This is a genomic window from Micromonospora sp. GCM10011542, from assembly GCF_042650685.1.
Classification (GTDB): domain Bacteria; phylum Actinomycetota; class Actinomycetes; order Mycobacteriales; family Micromonosporaceae; genus Micromonospora.
The window spans coordinates 18,598-34,448 of sequence record NZ_JBHSBO010000016.1 but is presented as its reverse complement, the minus strand read 5'-3'; the positions used below and the strand labels follow the sequence as shown (position 1 = coordinate 34,448).

At 71.6% G+C, this 15,851-nt stretch carries 18 protein-coding genes and 1 pseudogene; 9 read left to right on the top strand and 10 right to left on the bottom strand.

The genetic code is table 11. From position 1 onward, the window contains the following. The first annotated feature begins 139 nt into the window (after nt 1-139). Nucleotides 140-907 (top strand): ABC transporter ATP-binding protein, encoded by a 768-nt coding sequence (locus ACFOW4_RS05040; RefSeq protein WP_377524951.1) that lies wholly within the window; start codon nt 140-142, stop codon nt 905-907. Next, complete coding sequence (locus tag ACFOW4_RS05035; RefSeq protein WP_377524950.1) at nt 907-3,462, top strand: ABC transporter permease; 2,556 nt, start codon at nt 907-909, stop codon at nt 3,460-3,462. The genes ACFOW4_RS05040 and ACFOW4_RS05035 overlap by 1 nt, the downstream gene beginning before the upstream one ends. An 80-nt stretch (nt 3,463-3,542) precedes the next feature. Here the strand turns inward: ACFOW4_RS05035 and ACFOW4_RS05030 are convergent, their stop codons facing one another. The 3 genes from ACFOW4_RS05030 to ACFOW4_RS05020 form a co-directional block, all read right to left on the bottom strand. Then, nucleotides 3,543-4,211, bottom strand: a complete 669-nt coding sequence (locus ACFOW4_RS05030; RefSeq protein ID WP_377525212.1) for an HAD family hydrolase — start codon at nt 4,209-4,211, stop codon at nt 3,543-3,545. Between the two features lie 115 nt (nt 4,212-4,326). Further along, nucleotides 4,327-5,085 carry a neutral zinc metallopeptidase gene (locus tag ACFOW4_RS05025; protein WP_377524948.1) on the bottom strand — a complete coding sequence of 253 codons (759 nt, stop codon included), beginning with the start codon at nt 5,083-5,085 and terminating at the stop codon, nt 4,327-4,329. A 166-nt stretch (nt 5,086-5,251) separates the two neighbouring features. Then, the gene (locus tag ACFOW4_RS05020) at nt 5,252-5,464 is read right to left on the bottom strand and encodes a hypothetical protein (protein ID WP_377524947.1); all 213 of its coding nucleotides are present in this window, start codon (nt 5,462-5,464) and stop codon (nt 5,252-5,254) included. Between the two features lie 150 nt (nt 5,465-5,614). Between ACFOW4_RS05020 and ACFOW4_RS05015 the strand changes: the two genes are divergently transcribed. Together ACFOW4_RS05015 and ACFOW4_RS05010 are read left to right on the top strand one after the other, a co-directional pair. Further along, the gene (locus tag ACFOW4_RS05015) at nt 5,615-6,007 is read left to right on the top strand and encodes a YciI family protein (protein ID WP_377525210.1); all 393 of its coding nucleotides are present in this window, start codon (nt 5,615-5,617) and stop codon (nt 6,005-6,007) included. A gap of 3 nt (nt 6,008-6,010) precedes the next feature. After that, nucleotides 6,011-7,278 (top strand): annotated as a pseudogene (locus ACFOW4_RS05010) (RNA polymerase sigma factor). Nucleotides 7,279-7,321: 43 nt separating this feature from the next. Here the strand turns inward: ACFOW4_RS05010 and ACFOW4_RS05005 are convergent. After that, the gene (locus ACFOW4_RS05005) at nt 7,322-8,422 is read right to left on the bottom strand and encodes a calcium:proton antiporter (RefSeq protein WP_377524945.1); all 1,101 of its coding nucleotides are present in this window, start codon (nt 8,420-8,422) and stop codon (nt 7,322-7,324) included. 118 nt (nt 8,423-8,540) lie between these two features. Here ACFOW4_RS05005 and ACFOW4_RS05000 point away from each other — a divergent pair, with 118 nt between their 5' ends. Together ACFOW4_RS05000 and ACFOW4_RS04995 are read left to right on the top strand one after the other, a co-directional pair. Further along, nucleotides 8,541-9,173, top strand: a complete 633-nt coding sequence (locus ACFOW4_RS05000) for a class I SAM-dependent DNA methyltransferase (protein WP_377524944.1) — start codon at nt 8,541-8,543, stop codon at nt 9,171-9,173. A 184-nt stretch (nt 9,174-9,357) separates the two neighbouring features. Next, on the top strand, nt 9,358-9,873 hold the full coding sequence (locus tag ACFOW4_RS04995) for an SRPBCC family protein (RefSeq protein ID WP_377524942.1): 516 nt from the start codon (nt 9,358-9,360) through the stop codon (nt 9,871-9,873). On the opposite strand, the gene ACFOW4_RS04990 is transcribed toward ACFOW4_RS04995, so the two are convergent. The 3 genes from ACFOW4_RS04990 to ACFOW4_RS04980 all read right to left on the bottom strand — a co-directional run bounded on the left by ACFOW4_RS04990 (nt 9,764) and on the right by ACFOW4_RS04980 (nt 11,775). After that, on the bottom strand, nt 9,764-10,456 hold the full coding sequence (locus ACFOW4_RS04990; protein WP_377525208.1) for a DUF1062 domain-containing protein: 693 nt from the start codon (nt 10,454-10,456) through the stop codon (nt 9,764-9,766). The genes ACFOW4_RS04995 and ACFOW4_RS04990 overlap by 110 nt on opposite strands. A gap of 214 nt (nt 10,457-10,670) precedes the next feature. Next, the gene (gene mug, locus ACFOW4_RS04985) at nt 10,671-11,249 is read right to left on the bottom strand and encodes a G/U mismatch-specific DNA glycosylase (RefSeq protein ID WP_377524941.1); all 579 of its coding nucleotides are present in this window, start codon (nt 11,247-11,249) and stop codon (nt 10,671-10,673) included. Nucleotides 11,250-11,334: 85 nt separating this feature from the next. Continuing rightward, nucleotides 11,335-11,775: a VOC family protein gene (locus ACFOW4_RS04980; protein WP_377524939.1), complete on the bottom strand. Its 441-nt coding sequence runs from the start codon at nt 11,773-11,775 to the stop codon at nt 11,335-11,337. 106 nt (nt 11,776-11,881) lie between these two features. Between ACFOW4_RS04980 and ACFOW4_RS04975 the strand changes: the two genes are divergently transcribed. Next, complete coding sequence (locus tag ACFOW4_RS04975) at nt 11,882-12,214, top strand: hypothetical protein (protein WP_377524938.1); 333 nt, start codon at nt 11,882-11,884, stop codon at nt 12,212-12,214. A gap of 33 nt (nt 12,215-12,247) precedes the next feature. Then, nucleotides 12,248-12,991 (top strand): SAM-dependent methyltransferase, encoded by a 744-nt coding sequence (locus tag ACFOW4_RS04970; protein ID WP_377524936.1) that lies wholly within the window; start codon nt 12,248-12,250, stop codon nt 12,989-12,991. Between the two features lie 73 nt (nt 12,992-13,064). Here ACFOW4_RS04970 and ACFOW4_RS04965 read toward each other — a convergent pair whose 3' ends face one another. After that, entirely contained in the window at nt 13,065-13,538 is a 474-nt protein-coding gene (locus ACFOW4_RS04965; protein WP_377524935.1) for a GNAT family N-acetyltransferase, read from the bottom strand. A 53-nt stretch (nt 13,539-13,591) separates the two neighbouring features. Next, the gene (locus tag ACFOW4_RS04960) at nt 13,592-14,176 is read right to left on the bottom strand and encodes a hypothetical protein (protein WP_377524933.1); all 585 of its coding nucleotides are present in this window, start codon (nt 14,174-14,176) and stop codon (nt 13,592-13,594) included. Nucleotides 14,177-14,366: 190 nt separating this feature from the next. Between ACFOW4_RS04960 and ACFOW4_RS04955 the strand changes: the two genes are divergently transcribed. After that, on the top strand, nt 14,367-14,759 hold the full coding sequence (locus tag ACFOW4_RS04955) for a hypothetical protein (RefSeq protein ID WP_377524932.1): 393 nt from the start codon (nt 14,367-14,369) through the stop codon (nt 14,757-14,759). A 79-nt stretch (nt 14,760-14,838) separates the two neighbouring features. On the opposite strand, the gene ACFOW4_RS04950 is transcribed toward ACFOW4_RS04955, so the two are convergent. After that, nucleotides 14,839-15,837, bottom strand: a complete 999-nt coding sequence (locus ACFOW4_RS04950; RefSeq protein WP_377524930.1) for a hypothetical protein — start codon at nt 15,835-15,837, stop codon at nt 14,839-14,841. Between the last annotated feature and the right edge of the window lie 14 nt (nt 15,838-15,851).

Here is a 15,851-nt window from a genome sequence, read left to right as displayed (position 1 = left end):
GGGGTGCACCCGCAGCGGGAAATCCGCATCGGATCCCCCCGTGGGCGGACGGGCCGGGCGCGGACAGCGCCGATGATGGGATGACGCGCCGGACCAGCGGGGGCGGCGTGACTCGGACAGACGGAAGAGGTAGATGAACGTGACCGCGACGGTAGGCCGGCAGGCGCAGGCCGCGGCCCGGGCGAACGACGTGTGGAAGGTGTACGGCAGCGGCGAGGCGCAGGTCATCGCGCTGCGGGGGGTCAGCGCGGAGTTCGAGCGAGGCCGGTTCACCGCCATCATGGGCCCGTCGGGTTCGGGCAAGTCGACGCTGATGCACTGCCTGGCCGGCCTGGACTCGGTCACCCGCGGGACGGTGGCGATCGGCGAGACCACGGTGACCGGGCTCGGCGACGCGGGGTTGACCAAGCTGCGCCGGGACAAGGTCGGCTTCATCTTCCAGCAGTTCAACCTGCTGCCCACGCTGACCGCCAAGGAGAACATCCTGCTGCCGCTGTCCATCGCCGGGCGCAAGCCCGACCCGGCCTGGTACGACACGGTGATCGACACGGTCGGCCTGCGGGACCGGCTGGACCACCGGCCGGCGCAGCTCTCCGGTGGCCAGCAGCAGCGGGTGGCGTGCGCCCGGGCGCTGGTGTCCCGTCCCGAGGTGATCTTCGCGGACGAGCCGACGGGTAATCTGGACTCCCGCTCCGGCGCCGAGGTGCTCAACTTCCTGCGCAACTCCGTGCGGGAGCACGGCCAGACCATCGTGATGGTCACCCACGACCCGACCGCCGCCGCGTACGCCGACCGGGTGGTCTTCCTCGCCGACGGGCAGATCGTCTCGGAGCTGATCGAGCCGACCGCCGACACGGTGCTGGACACCATGAAGAAGCTGGACACCTCGGCCGAGGTGGGCAACTGATGTTCCGGGCGACACTGAAGAGTCTGCTGGCCCGCAAGGTCCGGCTGATCCTGTCCGGGTTGGCGGTGGTGCTCGGGGTGATGTTCGTGTCGGGCGCCTTCGTGCTCACCGACACGCTGGGCCGCTCCTTCGACTCGGTCTTCGCCGACGGCTTCTCCGAGATCGACGTGAACGTCGCGGCGAAGCCGAAGGTCGAGCTCGACGAGTTGGAGGGCGAGCAGACCGCCGCACCGGTGCCCGCCGCCGTGGTGGAGCGGGTGAAGCAGGTGCCTGGGGTGGCGTCGGCGACCGGTGTGGTCAACGCCGACGGCGCCCGCGTGATCGGCAGCAACGGCAAGGTGGTCACCTCGTTCGGTCCGCCGCAGCTCGGCGAGAACTGGACCGGGGAGAGCGATCTGCTGCGACTGCGGGAGGGACGCGCGCCGCAGGCCGAGGACGAGATCGTCATCAACAAGGCGCTCGCCACGGCCGCGAAGGTGCAGGTCGGGCAGAAGGTCGGTGTGCTCACCGCGTTCGAGTCGAAGAAGCGCGAGTTCACGCTGGTCGGCGTCGTCGGCTACAGCGGCGACCGGGACTCCATCGGCGGGGTCAACGAGACCTTCTTCACCACGCCGGTGGCGCAGAAGCTGATGCTGGGTGCGCCGGACGCGTTCAGCAGCATCACCGTACGCGCCGCCGGTGGCGTCTCCGACGAGAAGCTGCGCGACGACGTGGCCCGCACCCTCGGCGCGGAGTACGAGGTGAAGACCGGCGAGCAGGTGGCCGCGGACGCCTCGGCGAGCCTGAAGGAGGGCTTGTCCTTCTTCAACAAGATCCTGCTCGGCTTCGCCGCGGTGGCGCTGCTGGTGGGCACCTTCCTGATCCTCAACACGTTCTCGATCATCGTGGCGCAGCGGACCCGGGAGCTGGCGCTGATGCGCGCCATCGGGGCCAGCGGCCGGCAGATCATCGGTTCGGTGGTGCTGGAGGCGATCGCGGTCGGGCTGATCGCGTCGGTGCTGGGCCTGGCCGCCGGCATCGGGGTGGGTGCGCTGCTGGCGTTCCTGTTCGGCAAGCTGGCCGGTGGTCTCACCCTGGCCGGGATCGGCGTACCGGCGTCGGCGGTGATCGGCTCGTTCGCTGTCGGTCTGGTCATCACCGTGGTGGCGGCGCTGCTGCCGGCGCTGCGGGCCTCCCGGATCCCGCCGATCGCGGCGATGCAGGACGTGGCCACGCCGGACCGGCCGTTGACCAAGGTCAGCGTGGCCGGGTCGCTGGTCACCGCCGTCGGCGCCGTGCTGCTCTTCCTGGGGCTGAGCGGCAACGCCGGTGGTCAGACCCTGGCCACCATCCTCGGCGGGGTGCTGTTCGCCTTCATCGGGGTGGCGCTGCTGACCCCGCTGATCAGCCGGCCGGTGGTCAGCCTGCTCGGCGCGATCTTCGCCTGGTCGGTGCCGGGCAAGCTGGGCCGATTGAACTCCGGGCGCAACCCGCGCCGCACCGCGATCACCGCCGCCGCCCTGATGGTCGGCATCGCGCTGGTCACCGGCGTCACGGTGATCCTCGACTCGGCCAAGGGCAGCATCAGCGCCCTCGCCGAGGACACCATCAAGGCCGAGCTGGTGATCTCCGGCGTGCAGGGCGGGCCGCGTCCGCCGAGCTTCGACCCGGAGGTGCTGGAGAAGGCCAAGGCCCTGCCGGGCGTGCGGATGGTCGACGGCGAGTACGGCGACATGGCCAAGCTCGACGGCCAGAGCACCTGGGTGGCGGCGAGCAGCGACGTGGCGTCGCTGCGGCAGATCTTCGGCGCGAAACCCACCGCCGGTGACATCGACCGGCTCGGCCCGGACCAGATGCTGGTCAGCTCGGACACCGCCACGTCCCGCAACCTGTCGGTGGGCTCGCCGGTCAAGGTGCAGCTGACCCGGGGCGAGGCCCGCACCTACACGGTCAGCGGCATCTACGAGTCGTCGCAGCTCACCAACCCGGTGACGCTGCCGGCCTCGGCGGCGAAGGACTTCGCCATCCCGCAGCCCATCCAGGGCTTCATCCAGTTGGCCCCGGGTGCCCGGGTCGCCGACGTGCAGCCGCGGGTGGAGACGCTGCTCGCGGACAGCCCCGAGGTGTCGGTGGCCGACCGGGGCGCGTTCATCAAGCAGCAGACCAGTCAGCTCGACGGACTGCTGACGATGATCCAGATCCTGCTGGCGCTGGCCATCGTGATCGCCGTACTGGGCATCATCAACACGCTGGCGCTGTCGGTGCTGGAGCGGACCCGGGAGCTGGGTCTGCTGCGAGCGATCGGCCTGCGCCGGGCGCAGACCATGCGCATGATCACCGTGGAGGCGGTGGTGATCTCGGTGTTCGGCGCGCTGCTCGGCGTGGTGGTGGGCAGCGGTCTCGGCGCCGCGGTGGTCGAGGCGCTCAAGGACGAGGGGATCACCGACCTGATCCTGCCCTGGGGGCAGATGGGGATCTTCCTGGGTCTCGCCGCGATCATCGGGGTGGTGGCCGCGGTGCTGCCGGCGATCCGGGCGGCCCGGATCAACGTCCTGGGCGCGATCGCCCACGACTGAGCGGTAAGGAGGGGCCCCCTGCTAACGCCTGGTGCATAGCAGGGGGCCCCTTTTAACGCTTGGCTCGCGCCGGGGGCGGCTCAGCCGGCGACGCGGCGGCCGGCGTCGGCGCGGCGTGCCAGCAGCGCGGAGAGCAGTTCCAGGTCCGCACCGGTCAGGCTCTCCAACTGGTGTACGCCGTCGGTGGCGGGCAGCGGCACCTCCGCGGGTACGGCCAGCACCGCCGCGCCGGAGGCCAGCGCGCTGGCCACCCCGGTCGCCGAGTCCTCGATCGCCACGCACCGCTCGATCGGCACCCCCAGCAGCCGCGCGGCGGTCAGGTACGGCTCCGGGTGCGGCTTGGCGGCGGTCACCTCGTCGCCGCAGACCACCGCGTCGAAGCTGTCCCGGCCCAGGGTCTCCAGGGCGATCTCGACCAGCGGCCGGCCGCTGGAGGTGACCAGGGCGGTGGGGATCCCGGCCGCGCGAACCGCGCTCAGCAGGGCGAGCGCACCGGGGCGCCAGCGCAGCCCGGTGCGGAACAGCTCCAGGATGCGGGTGTTGATCCACGCCGCGCTGACCTCGGGGTCCCGCTCGGGCTGGCCCAGGTCGTCGTGCAGGATGCACATGGACTCGGCCATGCTGGTGCCGATGATGGCCCGGCGGGCGGCGTCGGAGAGCGTGCCCCCGTACTCCTTGGCGAGTTCCTGCAACGCGATGTCCCACAGCTTCTCGCTGTCGACCAGGGTGCCGTCCATGTCGAAGAGCACGGCGGCGGGATGGTGGCTGCTCAGCGGATCTTCCAGGGTCGGCACCCGGCGATCCTCTCAGGGCCCGCCGCGACCGGTGCCCGCGGTGCCCGCTCAGGTGACGGGGGCAACCCGGTCAGCCGAGGTCGCAGGCGTCCAGCGAGCGCTCGTAGCCGCGGAAGAACGACTCGGTGCGCTGTTCGGCGGTGCCGTGCGAACCCTCCGCGAACCAAGGTTGGTTCGGGTCGTCGCCGACCGCGGCCAGCCCCTCCCGGAACTCGTCCAGGTCACCCTCGGCGAGGGTCAGGGCCTTGGAGCGCACCGAGTCGCCGAGGTACGCCCCGGCCATGCAGTCGGCCTGGAGTTCCTGCTGGATGGTGAAGTTGTACCGGATGCCGAGACGGACCTGGATGCCGTGGGCGTACTCGTGGCCGAGCAGGTAGAACACGAACGCGTCGCCGACCTGGCGGAACGCGGCCACCGACCAGTTCACGTCGTAGGCGATGAAGTCGCCCTGGGAGCAGTAGACGGCGTTGTTGCGCGGCAGCGGCTGACCGCCGCAGGACACCTCACCCTCGCGCTGGTACGGGGTGATCCGCCGGACCGGCTGGAACCGCTGCCCGGAGGCCTTGAACTGCGCCGCCCAGTACGCCTCGGCGATGTCCTGGGCGTCGGCGACATCCTGCTGGAACTCGGCGACGCTGGTGGTGCCGTCAGCCCGGGTGGTGCTCGGCCCGGGCGAGGCCGCCGGCCGGCTGCCCGCCGGAGCGTTGTCCCCCGGCTCCTGACCCTCCGGCTCGGACACCCCGCCGACCGCGCAGCCGACCGACACCAGCGCGGCGATCAGCAGGCCGGCGAGCGACCACCGGGCGTGCCGTCGTGACTGTGCCCCCACTGTGTCCTCCCCAGGCGTCGGTGCTGCTGGCGGCAGTACCCCGAGGGCGGGTTCACCATGCCCCGCCGTCACCATCCACGGCGGCGGCGCCGCGTCGGTTCAGCCGCACGGCGGTGCGGTGCCCCGCGCACGCCGAGAATCGCCGCCGGCGGACGAGCCGGTCGGTTCAGCCGGAGGTGCCGTCCCGGCCGCGCAGCCAGGTGTCGCCCTGCTGGGCGTGGCGCTCGGCGGCGTACCGCTCCTGCACCGACCGGGCGTCCCGGGCGGCGGTGCTGTCGTCGGCGGAGCTCTGCCGGCGCCGGTCCCGCCAGGCGACGTAGCCGAACGAAGCGATCCCGAGCACCACGAAGGCCCCCACCACCACCCACAGTGTCGTCATGCGCCGACCGTAGCCCCGGCGCGCCAGCCGATCGACCCCGTCGTACGACCCGCCGCCGTAGCGTGTCCGGAACGGGTGGGCGGCATCGACGTCTCGGGTGAGCGGCGCCGCACCGGCGCCGACGGTAGGAGGAGAGACAGCGTGAAGTACATGATTCTGCTCTACGGCTCGCAGCGGGACTACGACGTGCTTTCCGGTGCGGCCGCCGACCAGCCGGCCATGTCGGCCGAGCAGGTCGCGGCGATGCACGAGCACATGGAGACGTTCCACAAGGCCCTCGCGGAGTCCGGGGAACTCGTCGACGCCCGTGGGCTGGCCGCGCCCGTGCACGCCCGGCGGGTGCGGGTGCGCGGGGGCGCGCCGGTGGTCACCGACGGCCCGTACGCCGAGACGCAGGAGGTGCTGGCCGGCTACACGATCGTGGACTGCGTCAGCTTCGACCGGGCCACCGAGATCGCCGCCGGCCTGGTCGACCCGGACGCGCCCGGCGGATACGTCGACGTACGCCCGGTCCTGGACGGCGTCGAGGACCTGGCCGGCTGACCGGTGCCGGTCGAGGGTGACCGCGTCGAGGTCCTGCTGCGCGAGCTGGCGCCGCAGGTCCTCGGGGCGCTGGTGCGCCGCTACGGGCATTTCGACACCGCCGAGGACGCCGTCCAGGAGGCGCTGATCGCCGCCGCCCGCGGCTGGCCGCGCGACGGCGTACCGGACAGTCCCCGGGGTTGGCTGATCACCGTGGCGTCGCGCCGGCTGACCGACCTGCTCCGCCGCGAACAGGCCCGCACCCGCCGGGAGGACGCCGCCGCCCGGTCGGTGCTGCCCGAGCAGTGGCGCTCCCCCGCTGCCGACCGGCCGCCGGCCGACGCCGACGACTCACTCATTCTGCTCTTCCTCTGCTGCCATCCGGCGCTGTCGCCGGCGTCGCAGATCGCGCTCACCCTGCGCGCGGTGGGCGGGCTGAGCACGGCCGAGGTGGCCCGGGCGTTCCTGGTGCCGGAGGCCACGATGACCCGCCGGATCAGTCGCGGCAAGCAGAGGATCCGCGACAGCGGGCTGCCGTTCGCCCCGCCCACCGGCGCGGACCGCGCCGACCGCCTGGCCGCGGTGCTGCACGTGCTCTACCTGATCTTCACCGAGGGGTACGCGACCACCGCCGGGCCCGGCCTGCTGCGCGGCGACCTGACCGCCGAGGCGATCCGGCTGACCCGCCTGGTGCACCGGCTGCTGCCCGACGATCCGGAGGTCACCGGCCTGCTCGCGCTGATGCTGCTCACCGACGCGCGCGCCCCCGGGCGGATCGGCCCGCACGGCGAGCTGGTGCCGATGGCCGAGCAGGACCGCACGCGGTGGCGGGCCGACCAGATCGCCGAGGGAGTGGCGCTGATCAGCGCGCGCTGCCGCGCGGGCTGGTCGGGCCGTACCAGCTCCAGGCGGCGATCGCGGCCGTGCACGACGAGGCACCGAGCGCCGAGGCCACCGACTGGGCGCAGATCACCGCCCTGTACGAGGTGCTGCTGGGGATCTCCGACAACCCGGTCGTGGCGCTGAACCACGCGGTGGCGGTGGCGATGAGCCGGGGCGCGCCGGCCGGGCTGGCGCTGCTGGACACGCTGGACGGCGACGCCCGGTTGGCCGACGATCCTCGGCTGCCGGCGGCCCGGGCGCACCTGTGGGAGCTCATCGGCGAGCGGAGCGCCGCGCGGGAGGCGTACCGGATGGCCGCCGGACGCTCGACGAACCTGGCCCAGCAGCGCTACCTGTACGCCCGCGCGGCCCGCCTCGACGACTGGGCCGGCGCACCGCGGGAGCGGTGAAGCCGGCGTGGCGCGCGGCGGAGGGCGAGGGGGCGGGGGCGGGTCAGGGGCTGGCGGCCAGGAAGACGAAGGCGGCCAGCAGCACCAGGTGCACGCCGCCCTGCAACAGGGTGGCCCGGCCCGGCACCACGGTGAGCACCCCGGTCACCGCGGTGAGGGCGAGCAGCGCGAGCTGGGTGCCGCCGAGACCGAGCAGCAGCGGCCCGTCCAACCAGATGGACGCGAGCGCGATCGCCGGGATGGTCAGGCCGATGCTGGCCATCGCCGAGCCGAGCGCGAGGTTCAGGCTGATCTGCACCCGGTCCCGGCGGGCGGCGCGGGCCGCGGCCAGGGTCTCCGGCAGCAGCACCAGCAGCGCGATGACCACCCCGACGAAGCTCGGGGGCAGGTTCGCCGCCTCGACACCGGCCTCGATGGCCGGCGAGACCGTCTTGGCGAGGCCGACCACCGCGACCAGCGCCACCATCAGCAGGCCGAGGCTGGTCAGCGCCGTCCGATTCGACGGGGGGAAGGCGTGTTCCTCGGCGTCGATCACCCGCCCGTCGCTGGTCATCGGCAGGAAGTAGTCACGGTGCCGGCCGGTCTGCACCAGCACGAACAGCCCGTAGAGCGCCAGCGACGCGAAGGCGGCGAAGGCCAGTTGGGCCGGGCTGAACTGCGGACCGGGCCGGCTGGTGGTGAAGCTCGGAATGACCAGGCTGAGGGTGGCCAGGGTGACCACGGTGGCCAGCGCACCGCCGGTGCCCTCCGGATTGAACACCGCCACCCGCCGGCGCAACGCGGTGAGCAGCAGGGACAGGCCGAGGATGCCGTTACAGGTGATCATGACGGCGGCGAAGACGGTGTCCCGGGCGAGCGACTGCGTCTTCTCCGGTCCGCTGATCATCAGCGTGACGATCAGGGCGACCTCGATGACCGTGACGGCGACCGCGAGCACCAGCGAGCCGTACGGCTCACCGACCCGGTGGGCCACCACCTCGGCTTGGTGCACGGCCGCCAGCACCGCCCCGGCCAGGAAGACCGCCACGACCACGACGAGCGCCCCGGGCAGTTCCCGGCCCCAGCTGCCGAGCAGGACCAGCACCGCCAGCAGCGGTACGACGACGGTCCAGTCGGTCAGTCGGGAGCGGAGCAGCGCGGCCATGCACCAACCCTGCCAGGAGATCTGATCATGTGACCACCGCTGAACGGAGTTTCTGCCCACCGCTCGACCAGGTTTGGCGGGGCAACCGGTGCCACCGGTTGGAGTACGGTCGAGCGTCATGATCTCCGAGAGCCGTCTCGACGCCACCCGCGCCTCCTACGACATCGTCGCCGCCGACTATGCCAACCTGCTGCGCGACGAGCTGGCGGCCCGGCCCTGGGACCGGGCCGTGCTCGCCGCGTACGCCGAGGTGGTGAGCGGCACGGTGGCCGACGTCGGGTGCGGGCCGGGCCGGGTCACCGCCCACCTGGCCGAGCGGGGCCTGAGCACGTTCGGCGTCGACCTGTCCCCCGCCATGGTCGAGGTGGCCCGCCGCGCGCACCCGCAGCTGCGCTTCGAGGTCGGCACGATGACCGACCTCGACGTGGCCGACGGGGAGCTGGGCGGGGTCGTCTCCTGGTACTCGCTGGTGCACACGCCGCCCGAGCAGCTTCCGGCGGCGTTCGCCGAGTTCGCCCGCGTCCTCGCGCCCGGTGGTCACCTGCTTATCGCCTTCAAGGTCGGCGATGAGCGGCGGGAGCTGACCCACGCCTACGGGCACGACGTGTCGCTCGACGTCTACTGGGTGCCGATGGATCTGGTCGCCGACCTGGTCGCCCGGGCGGGGCTGGTGGAGCAGGCCAGACTGGTGCGCGCGGCCACCGCCTACGAGAAGTCGGCCCAGGGGTTCCTGCTGGCGCGCAAACCGTAACTCGTAGGTTACGGCTCTACCAGCTCGCCCCCGACCGGCTCACGGAGCTGATCGAATGGCTCACCGGGCTGGTCGAGCCGGCCGGGTGCGAGCGCCACCTCGACGCCCTCGAGACCGAGGTCCACCGGACCCGCCGGGCACGCCGCAGCAGCGGCCCGGCGGACCAACGAAGGGAGCACACCGCATGACCAGCTCACCCACCGGTCGACTCTTCCGCACCGCGACCGGCACCGACCTCGTCCTCACCCGCACCCTGCGCGCGCCGGCCGACGACGTCTGGGCCAGCCTCACCGAACCGGACCGCACCGCCCGCTGGTTCGGCCCCTGGGAGGGCGACGCCGCCCCCGGCCGGACGATCCGGGTGCAGATGGCCTTCGAGGACCAGGAGCCCTGGTTCGACGTACGCGTCGACGCGTGCGAGCCGCCGCGCCGCCTGGCGGTGTCGACGGTCGACGAGGCCGGGGCCTGGCACCTCGAGTTCCTGCTCGCCAGCGTCGACGCCGGGACCGAGTTGCGGCTCGTCCAGCACCTGACCAGCACCGAGGGCATCGGTGCGGTCGGCCCCGGGTGGGAGTACTACCTCGACCTGTTCACCGCCGCCCGCGACGGCTCGCCCCGGCCCAACTTCGACGACTACTACCCGGCGATGGCCCCCTACTTCGAGGCACTGTCCATCGGGGACGACGCGGGTCGGGGCTAGGGCCTGTCCGGCGGACCATGCCGGGCAGGCCCGTGGTCCTCGGGAGGGCCGAGCGCTTCAGCGTGAAGGCGAAGTTGCTGGAGAGCCTGCCACTCAGCGCGACGGCCGAAACGATTCTTCCCTCCGTTATCAGTCTCTCGACCTCGGCCCGCGGCAGACCGCAGCCTTCGGCGATCAGCCGCGCCGGCCGGACCGGGATCCGCGCCGTCAGACGGACCGAGACGTCGACCACCTCGCGGTCCAGGTGATCGGATCGGCCGGTGTCGAGTCGCCAGGCGTTGTCCCAGTCGAGCGCGATGCGGTTACGGCGCCGCACCGCCGGGTCCTGGAGCAGTTCGGCTGTCAGGCCAGGGTCGTTGTGATGCAGCCGGTCCAGCAGCTCAGGTCGTACGGAGCGCACAGTCATCCGTTCCAGGACCGTGAGCTTCGCCGTCTCCCCGCAGACGGTACAGAGCGCGAGGAGCCAGGCGTCGATGAGCTTGTGGTTGGCGTTGACGCGAAATTTGCCGCTGGCCCGGAAGCGCTCGGACGCGCACGCGTGGCAACGGCGGCGAACGAGCGGCAGGCGGGTGGGCACGACCATCCAGTTGTTGAGCACAGAAGTACACCGGTTTCAGTGAGAAGTCCGCAGCAAGAAGGAGCGCGGCGCACCTGCGCGGCCGCGCGACAGATCAGCGCTCGGGAGGTCTCACAGGGTGTACATCGGCACGTCCTTGACTAGACGACGTGGTTCGGCAGCACGGTAACGCCGCACAGCGGCGGTGCTCCACCGGTTTTCGAGCGGTGACGGTGGTGTGCTACTCCCCCACCGCCGCGCGCAGGGCGGCGAACTCGGCGGTCAGCGCCGGCAGCGGGAAGTGCGCGTTGAGCCCGCTCGGATTGGGCAACACCCACACCCGCGCCGGGCCCAACCCGTCCGGCTGCGGGCCGAGCACCCCCCGGGGTCGTGCGAAGGCGATCCGGTATGCGGTCACGCCCAGGATGGCGACGAACCGCGGCGCGTACCGCTGGGCCTTGTCCGCCAGCCGCACCACGCCGGCCACCAGTTCGGCCGATGTCAGCTCGTCGGCGCGGGCGGTGGCCCGGTTGCTCAGGCTGGTGATGCCGATGCCCTGGCGCAGCATCTCGTCGCGCTCCCACGGCCGCAGCTCCCGGTCGGTGAACCCGGAGCGGTGCAGGGCCGGCCAGAAGCGGCTGCCCCGGCGGGCGAAGTGCTCACCGACGGCGGCCGAGTAGAGCCCCGGGTTGAACCCGCAGAACAGCACCCGCAGGTCGGGCCCGATCACGTCCACCAGACCCCGGCCGGCCGCCGCGGCCACCTCCGCCCGGGTCGGCCGTCGGAACCCTCCGGCCACCGCCGGGCCGTCCCCCTCCACCCCACCGATCCTGCCGTACGACGGCCGCTCGTGTCCTCGCCTGAGGTCCAGGTCCGCCGAGCAGATCCTGGAGCCCCTGCGTGCCTCAGCTCAGCTGCTCGGCCAGCGCGAGGATGATTCCGCTCGGCCCGCGGAGATAGCAGAGCAGGTAGCTGTCCTCGTAGCGCGTCACCTCGCCGACGAGTTCGGCGCCGTGCGGGCGGAGGCGGGCGAGGGTGTCCTCGATGTCGTCGACGGTGAACATGACGCGGTGCAGGCCCAGCGTGTTCGCCGGGGTGATCTCCGGCTCGGGGGTGATCGCCTTCGGGCTGTGGTACGTCGCCAGTTCGAGCCGGCCCGGGGAGCCCGGGATCCGCATCATCGCGATCTCGCTTCGCATGTCGTCGAGCCCGACGACGTTTCCCGCCCAGCTTCCTTCGATCGGCATCCTGCCTTCCATCTCCATGCCGAGCTCGGTGAAGAAGGCGACGGCGGCGTCGAGGTCGTCGACGACGATGCCGACGTTGTCCATGCGCTGAATCGCCACGTCCCCGAGGATAGGGGCCGTGCTCCCCATCGCGCATCCGCGGCGAAGGGCTCAGGTCCGACTCCGATCTCCGACTGGCCAGGGCCACGGTGGTTCAATCATGGTCATGACCGACGGCTGGCCCACAGCGCTCCGCACCGCACTGCGTCGCGGACAGCAACTGGTCGCCGAGGTGCCCGCGTCGCGGCCCGGCCACCGCGCCTGGGTGGCGATCCACCCGGTGCGGACGGCCAGCGCCGAGCAGGCGTTCAACCTGTTCCACCGCGAGTTCGACACCGACCACATCGAACGAGGACGCTGCATCGGACCGGATGACGGCATGGCCGAGGTCCGTGCGACGCAGGCCACCAACGAATCCCAGCTCGACCAGCTGCTCGCCAGCTGGGACATCACACCGAGCCAACTCACCTATGGCCATCGGACCGACTACCCGGTCTGAGCCTCCCCCGACCACGACTTGGACCCGCCACGGATGCAGCCGACCGACGACCTCGCGATTCGCCGCTACGCGCGGATGCGCTGGAACACACCCCTGTCCGAGGAGCACGCCGCGCTGCTGCTGGACCGTCTCGACGTCCGTCCCGGCGCGCGGGTGCTCGACCTGGGCTGCGGCTGGGGTGAACTGCTGCTGCGGGCCGTCGCCGCGGGCGGGACGGGCGGCATCGTGGCGACCAGGGGCGTCGGAGTCGACACCGACGACGCCGCACTCGCGCGGGGACGCAAGCTCGCCACCGAACGGTCACTGCACAAGCAGGTGGCCTTCGTGATGGGCGACGTGGCGGCCTGGCAGGAGCCGGCGGACCGGGTCCTGTGCGTGGGCGCCACCCACGCCTTCGGCGGCACCGGCGCGGCCCTGAAGGCTCTCGCCGGGGTGGTCCGGCCCGGCGGCCGGCTGCTGCTCGGCGAGGCGTACTGGGAGCGCCCGCCCACGGCCGAAGCCGAACAGATCTTCGGGTCCGACGTCCTGCCCCTGCCGGATCTCGTCGAGCACGCCCGCGAGGCAGGCTGGCGGGTCCTGCACTTGAGCACCGCCGACCAGCGGGAGTGGGACGACTTCGAATCCACCTGGCTCGCCGGCCGGCAGGAGTGGCTGCTGGAGCACCCGGAGGACCCCCGCGCCGACGAGGTCCGCGAGGAACTCGACGCCCGGCTGCGTCAGTACGTCAGCGACTACCGCGGGACTCTCGGACTCGCCTACCTGGTCCTCGGTCACTGACCAACGGCCCCGAGACAGGCGGGACTCCGAGCCCACGTACCGGACCGGGTGGCTGGTCGCGCGGCTCGACGGCTCAGGCGTCGGCGAGCAGACGCGCGCCGACGGTCTGGCCGCCGCTGGTCTCCCCCGTGGGGCGGAACCCGAGCCGCAGATAGAACCGCTCCGGCCCGTCCGCGCCGGGCTCCCAGGTCGTCACCGCGCGGTCCTGGCCACGCCGGCGTACCTCGGCGCAGACGGCCTCGACGGCGAACCGGCCGTAGCCCTTGCCCTGGTGGTCGGCGGCGATGTTCAGCCGCCACAGGCCCGACCGCCGGTCGTCCGGACGGTCCGGGTCCCAGACGATGTCGAAGAACCCCATGAGGAAGCCGACGATCTCGTCACCGGCAACGATCAGGCGCGGCCAGGCGACCTCGGGTTGCGCGTACGCCTCCGCCAGCGACCAGGACACCGGTGACACGAAGCGCTCCTGATCGGCTCGTACCGCGAGGCCGCAGGCGGCCTCCACGTTGTCCGGGGTGATCTTCTGAAGCTGTGGCGGCGCTGACATGGCAGGCAGGTTAGTCGGAGCGTCGCGTCCGCGCTCGCCGGAATACCGTGCGTTCAGGAGTCCGCCGGCACCCCTGCGTCCAATTGACCGATCATCGGGGCGAGGAGGTCGTTGAGTTCCCGCGTCAACACCGCGACCGCTCGGCGCGCCGTGGAGGCCACGGAATCGTCCGGACCGTCCGGAGCCGGCGGCAGATCACCAAGCGGGACCGGCGCCTCCACCTGGAGCGTCGCACGCAGGTACGGTCTGCGCGTCCGATCCTGCTCCGTCGGTGCCGTGTACTGACCGAACAACCGTGGCCAATCGTGCCAACCACGGTCGCGCTGCCACTGCTTCGTCCAGTTGAGCTCGGCCGGCCACCGGCTGATCACCGTCGCCGCGCAGACCATGCTGCCGTCCCACGGGCTGCGCGTGCAGGTCGCCGACAGGATCCGCCGGTTCCACCGGACGAAGCCGGGCGACAGGTCGGTGGCCAGCCGCCACGCCGTCGCCGCGAAGCTCACCGGAGCGATGTCGCCCCACGTGTCGACGAACTCGTCGATCCGGCTGAGTACCTCGACCTCGTACCGGCCGCGCCCGTCGGCGCCGCGCTCACGGTCGAACTGCTCGTCCAGCCAGAAGGCGCGCGGCTCAGGCATCCTCGTCCCCGTCCATGGTGGTCACTTGCGAACTCGCCGACCAGCAGCGTGCGGGCCGTCCGGCACCCACTCGCGATCGGCACAACCAGGTTGCCAGCGTTCCACGCTCGGGAGGAGATGTCTTCTGCTCTAGAGGTGGAAGCGCTGATGCCCCGCGCCTGACGCTGATCAGTGCTTCTCCGACTGTCCCGTGCTGCTCGTCTTCGACGATGAGCAGGTGGAGGCCAACCACCAGAAGTTTGACGACCTTTCCGTCACCTACAATCGCGTCGATCCCGCTCAGCCCGTTGTCTGGCCGACCTCCGACGGCTTCTCGCTCGCCTGGCGGGCAGAGCCGCTACCAGGGCTGGCTGCGCTTTGCGGCCAACAGCTTGACCACGCCGAACTGCTCGAATGGGTCGGGGGAACCGTGGCAGACGGAAGTCTCGCTCTCGGTTTCACCTTCACCGACGGGCAGCTGACGATCTACAACGCCCTGGACGAGAACGGCCTTCAGTTCGATGCGCCCGGCCAGGAGTGGCGCCGGCATCCCGCAGCCGGTGTCCGGTGCGGTGGGGCAGGCGGATGCCCGATCCGTCCATGACCGAAGCCTTCGTTCGGCAGTCAGCGCCCAGGTCTTGGATGTCCGCCCGGACGCATGAGGCGTCGTTCCTGTACCCCGGTCAGTGATGGAGGATCTCGACCTGGATCGCACCGCCGAGCACGCCGGCGGGACAGATCGCCACCAGGGCTGTCATCACGGCGAAGGCGACCCTGGGGCCGCGCTCCATATCCGGGTTGAGACGGTAGACGGCCGTCGCCATGAGCAGCAATCCGGGAAGCATCATCAGGAAGGAACGTCCGCCTTCGGCGGCGCTGGTCGCCCCGACCATGAGTACGAACGCGATCGCGAGCAACCACAGGTCGCCGGGACGCGGCGGCGCGACCTTCAGGTCCGTGACTCTGATCTTGAGTGCGTCGGCGAGCTCGCCGCGGGTACGAGCGGCCTGGACGGCGACCGTCACGTCCGGCATGTCGTCGGGCGTCATCTCGCCTGCGGCGACTCGCGCGGCGAGTGTCGCCAGGACGTGCTGCTTGTCCCGTTCGGTGATCAGCTTCCGGGCGATCTCCGCGGCTCGTTTGGCATCCTCGGCGACCGCCGGTTCGCACGCGTCAATGTCGAAATAGGACATCTGCTGTGCTCTCACGAAGACAATGTCGCCCACCCGCAGGGGCAACGGCCTCGAGACGGTCCAGTTGGGCCCCCGCACAGACCCATTGAGCGACCGAAGAACGATCCGCGACTGGCCGTCCTCGATCGTGATGTCGTTGACCGCGTACGACTTCCATCGGCGATCGCGCAGTTTGCTCGGGCGCCGCTCGACGCTGAAGTCACGGAGGCTCGGTGTCTGGCGACCACCCACCGTGGTCACGTACCGCACGGGGTTGTCGACGCACGGATGCTTCGGCCACGGCGGTCCCAGATCATCGAAGAAGACGCGGCTGCCGTGCTGATTGGCGTAGAAGTAGACCGACGCGCCGCAGACGGGGCAGATGGCATTCGGGCTGATCCACCCCGCCGCACTGCTGGACGCCGCCGCCGTTGAGGATGGTTTCGCGTAGCTCTGCCGAAACGACGTGGAGGACCTGGCGGACGAGCGGGTCACGTGGTGGGTGTTCACCCAGTGCCGGGTGC

Bases quoted from the DNA above. Each gene is read 5' to 3' on its own strand.
- ACFOW4_RS05035 (WP_377524950.1), top strand. From the start codon at position 907: ATGTTCCGGGCGACACTGAAGAGTCTGCTGGCCCGCAAGGTCCGGCTG.
- ACFOW4_RS05020 (WP_377524947.1), bottom strand. From the start codon at position 5,464: ATGACGACACTGTGGGTGGTGGTGGGGGCCTTCGTGGTGCTCGGGATC.
- ACFOW4_RS05015 (WP_377525210.1), top strand. From the start codon at position 5,615: ATGATTCTGCTCTACGGCTCGCAGCGGGACTACGACGTGCTTTCCGGT.
- ACFOW4_RS05005 (WP_377524945.1), bottom strand. From the start codon at position 8,422: ATGGCCGCGCTGCTCCGCTCCCGACTGACCGACTGGACCGTCGTCGTA.
- ACFOW4_RS05000 (WP_377524944.1), top strand. From the start codon at position 8,541: ATGATCTCCGAGAGCCGTCTCGACGCCACCCGCGCCTCCTACGACATC.
- ACFOW4_RS04995 (WP_377524942.1), top strand. From the start codon at position 9,358: ATGACCAGCTCACCCACCGGTCGACTCTTCCGCACCGCGACCGGCACC.
- ACFOW4_RS04990 (WP_377525208.1), bottom strand. From the start codon at position 10,456: ATGGTCGTGCCCACCCGCCTGCCGCTCGTTCGCCGCCGTTGCCACGCG.
- ACFOW4_RS04975 (WP_377524938.1), top strand. From the start codon at position 11,882: ATGACCGACGGCTGGCCCACAGCGCTCCGCACCGCACTGCGTCGCGGA.
- ACFOW4_RS04970 (WP_377524936.1), top strand. From the start codon at position 12,248: ATGCAGCCGACCGACGACCTCGCGATTCGCCGCTACGCGCGGATGCGC.
- ACFOW4_RS04965 (WP_377524935.1), bottom strand. From the start codon at position 13,538: ATGTCAGCGCCGCCACAGCTTCAGAAGATCACCCCGGACAACGTGGAG.
- ACFOW4_RS04960 (WP_377524933.1), bottom strand. From the start codon at position 14,176: ATGCCTGAGCCGCGCGCCTTCTGGCTGGACGAGCAGTTCGACCGTGAG.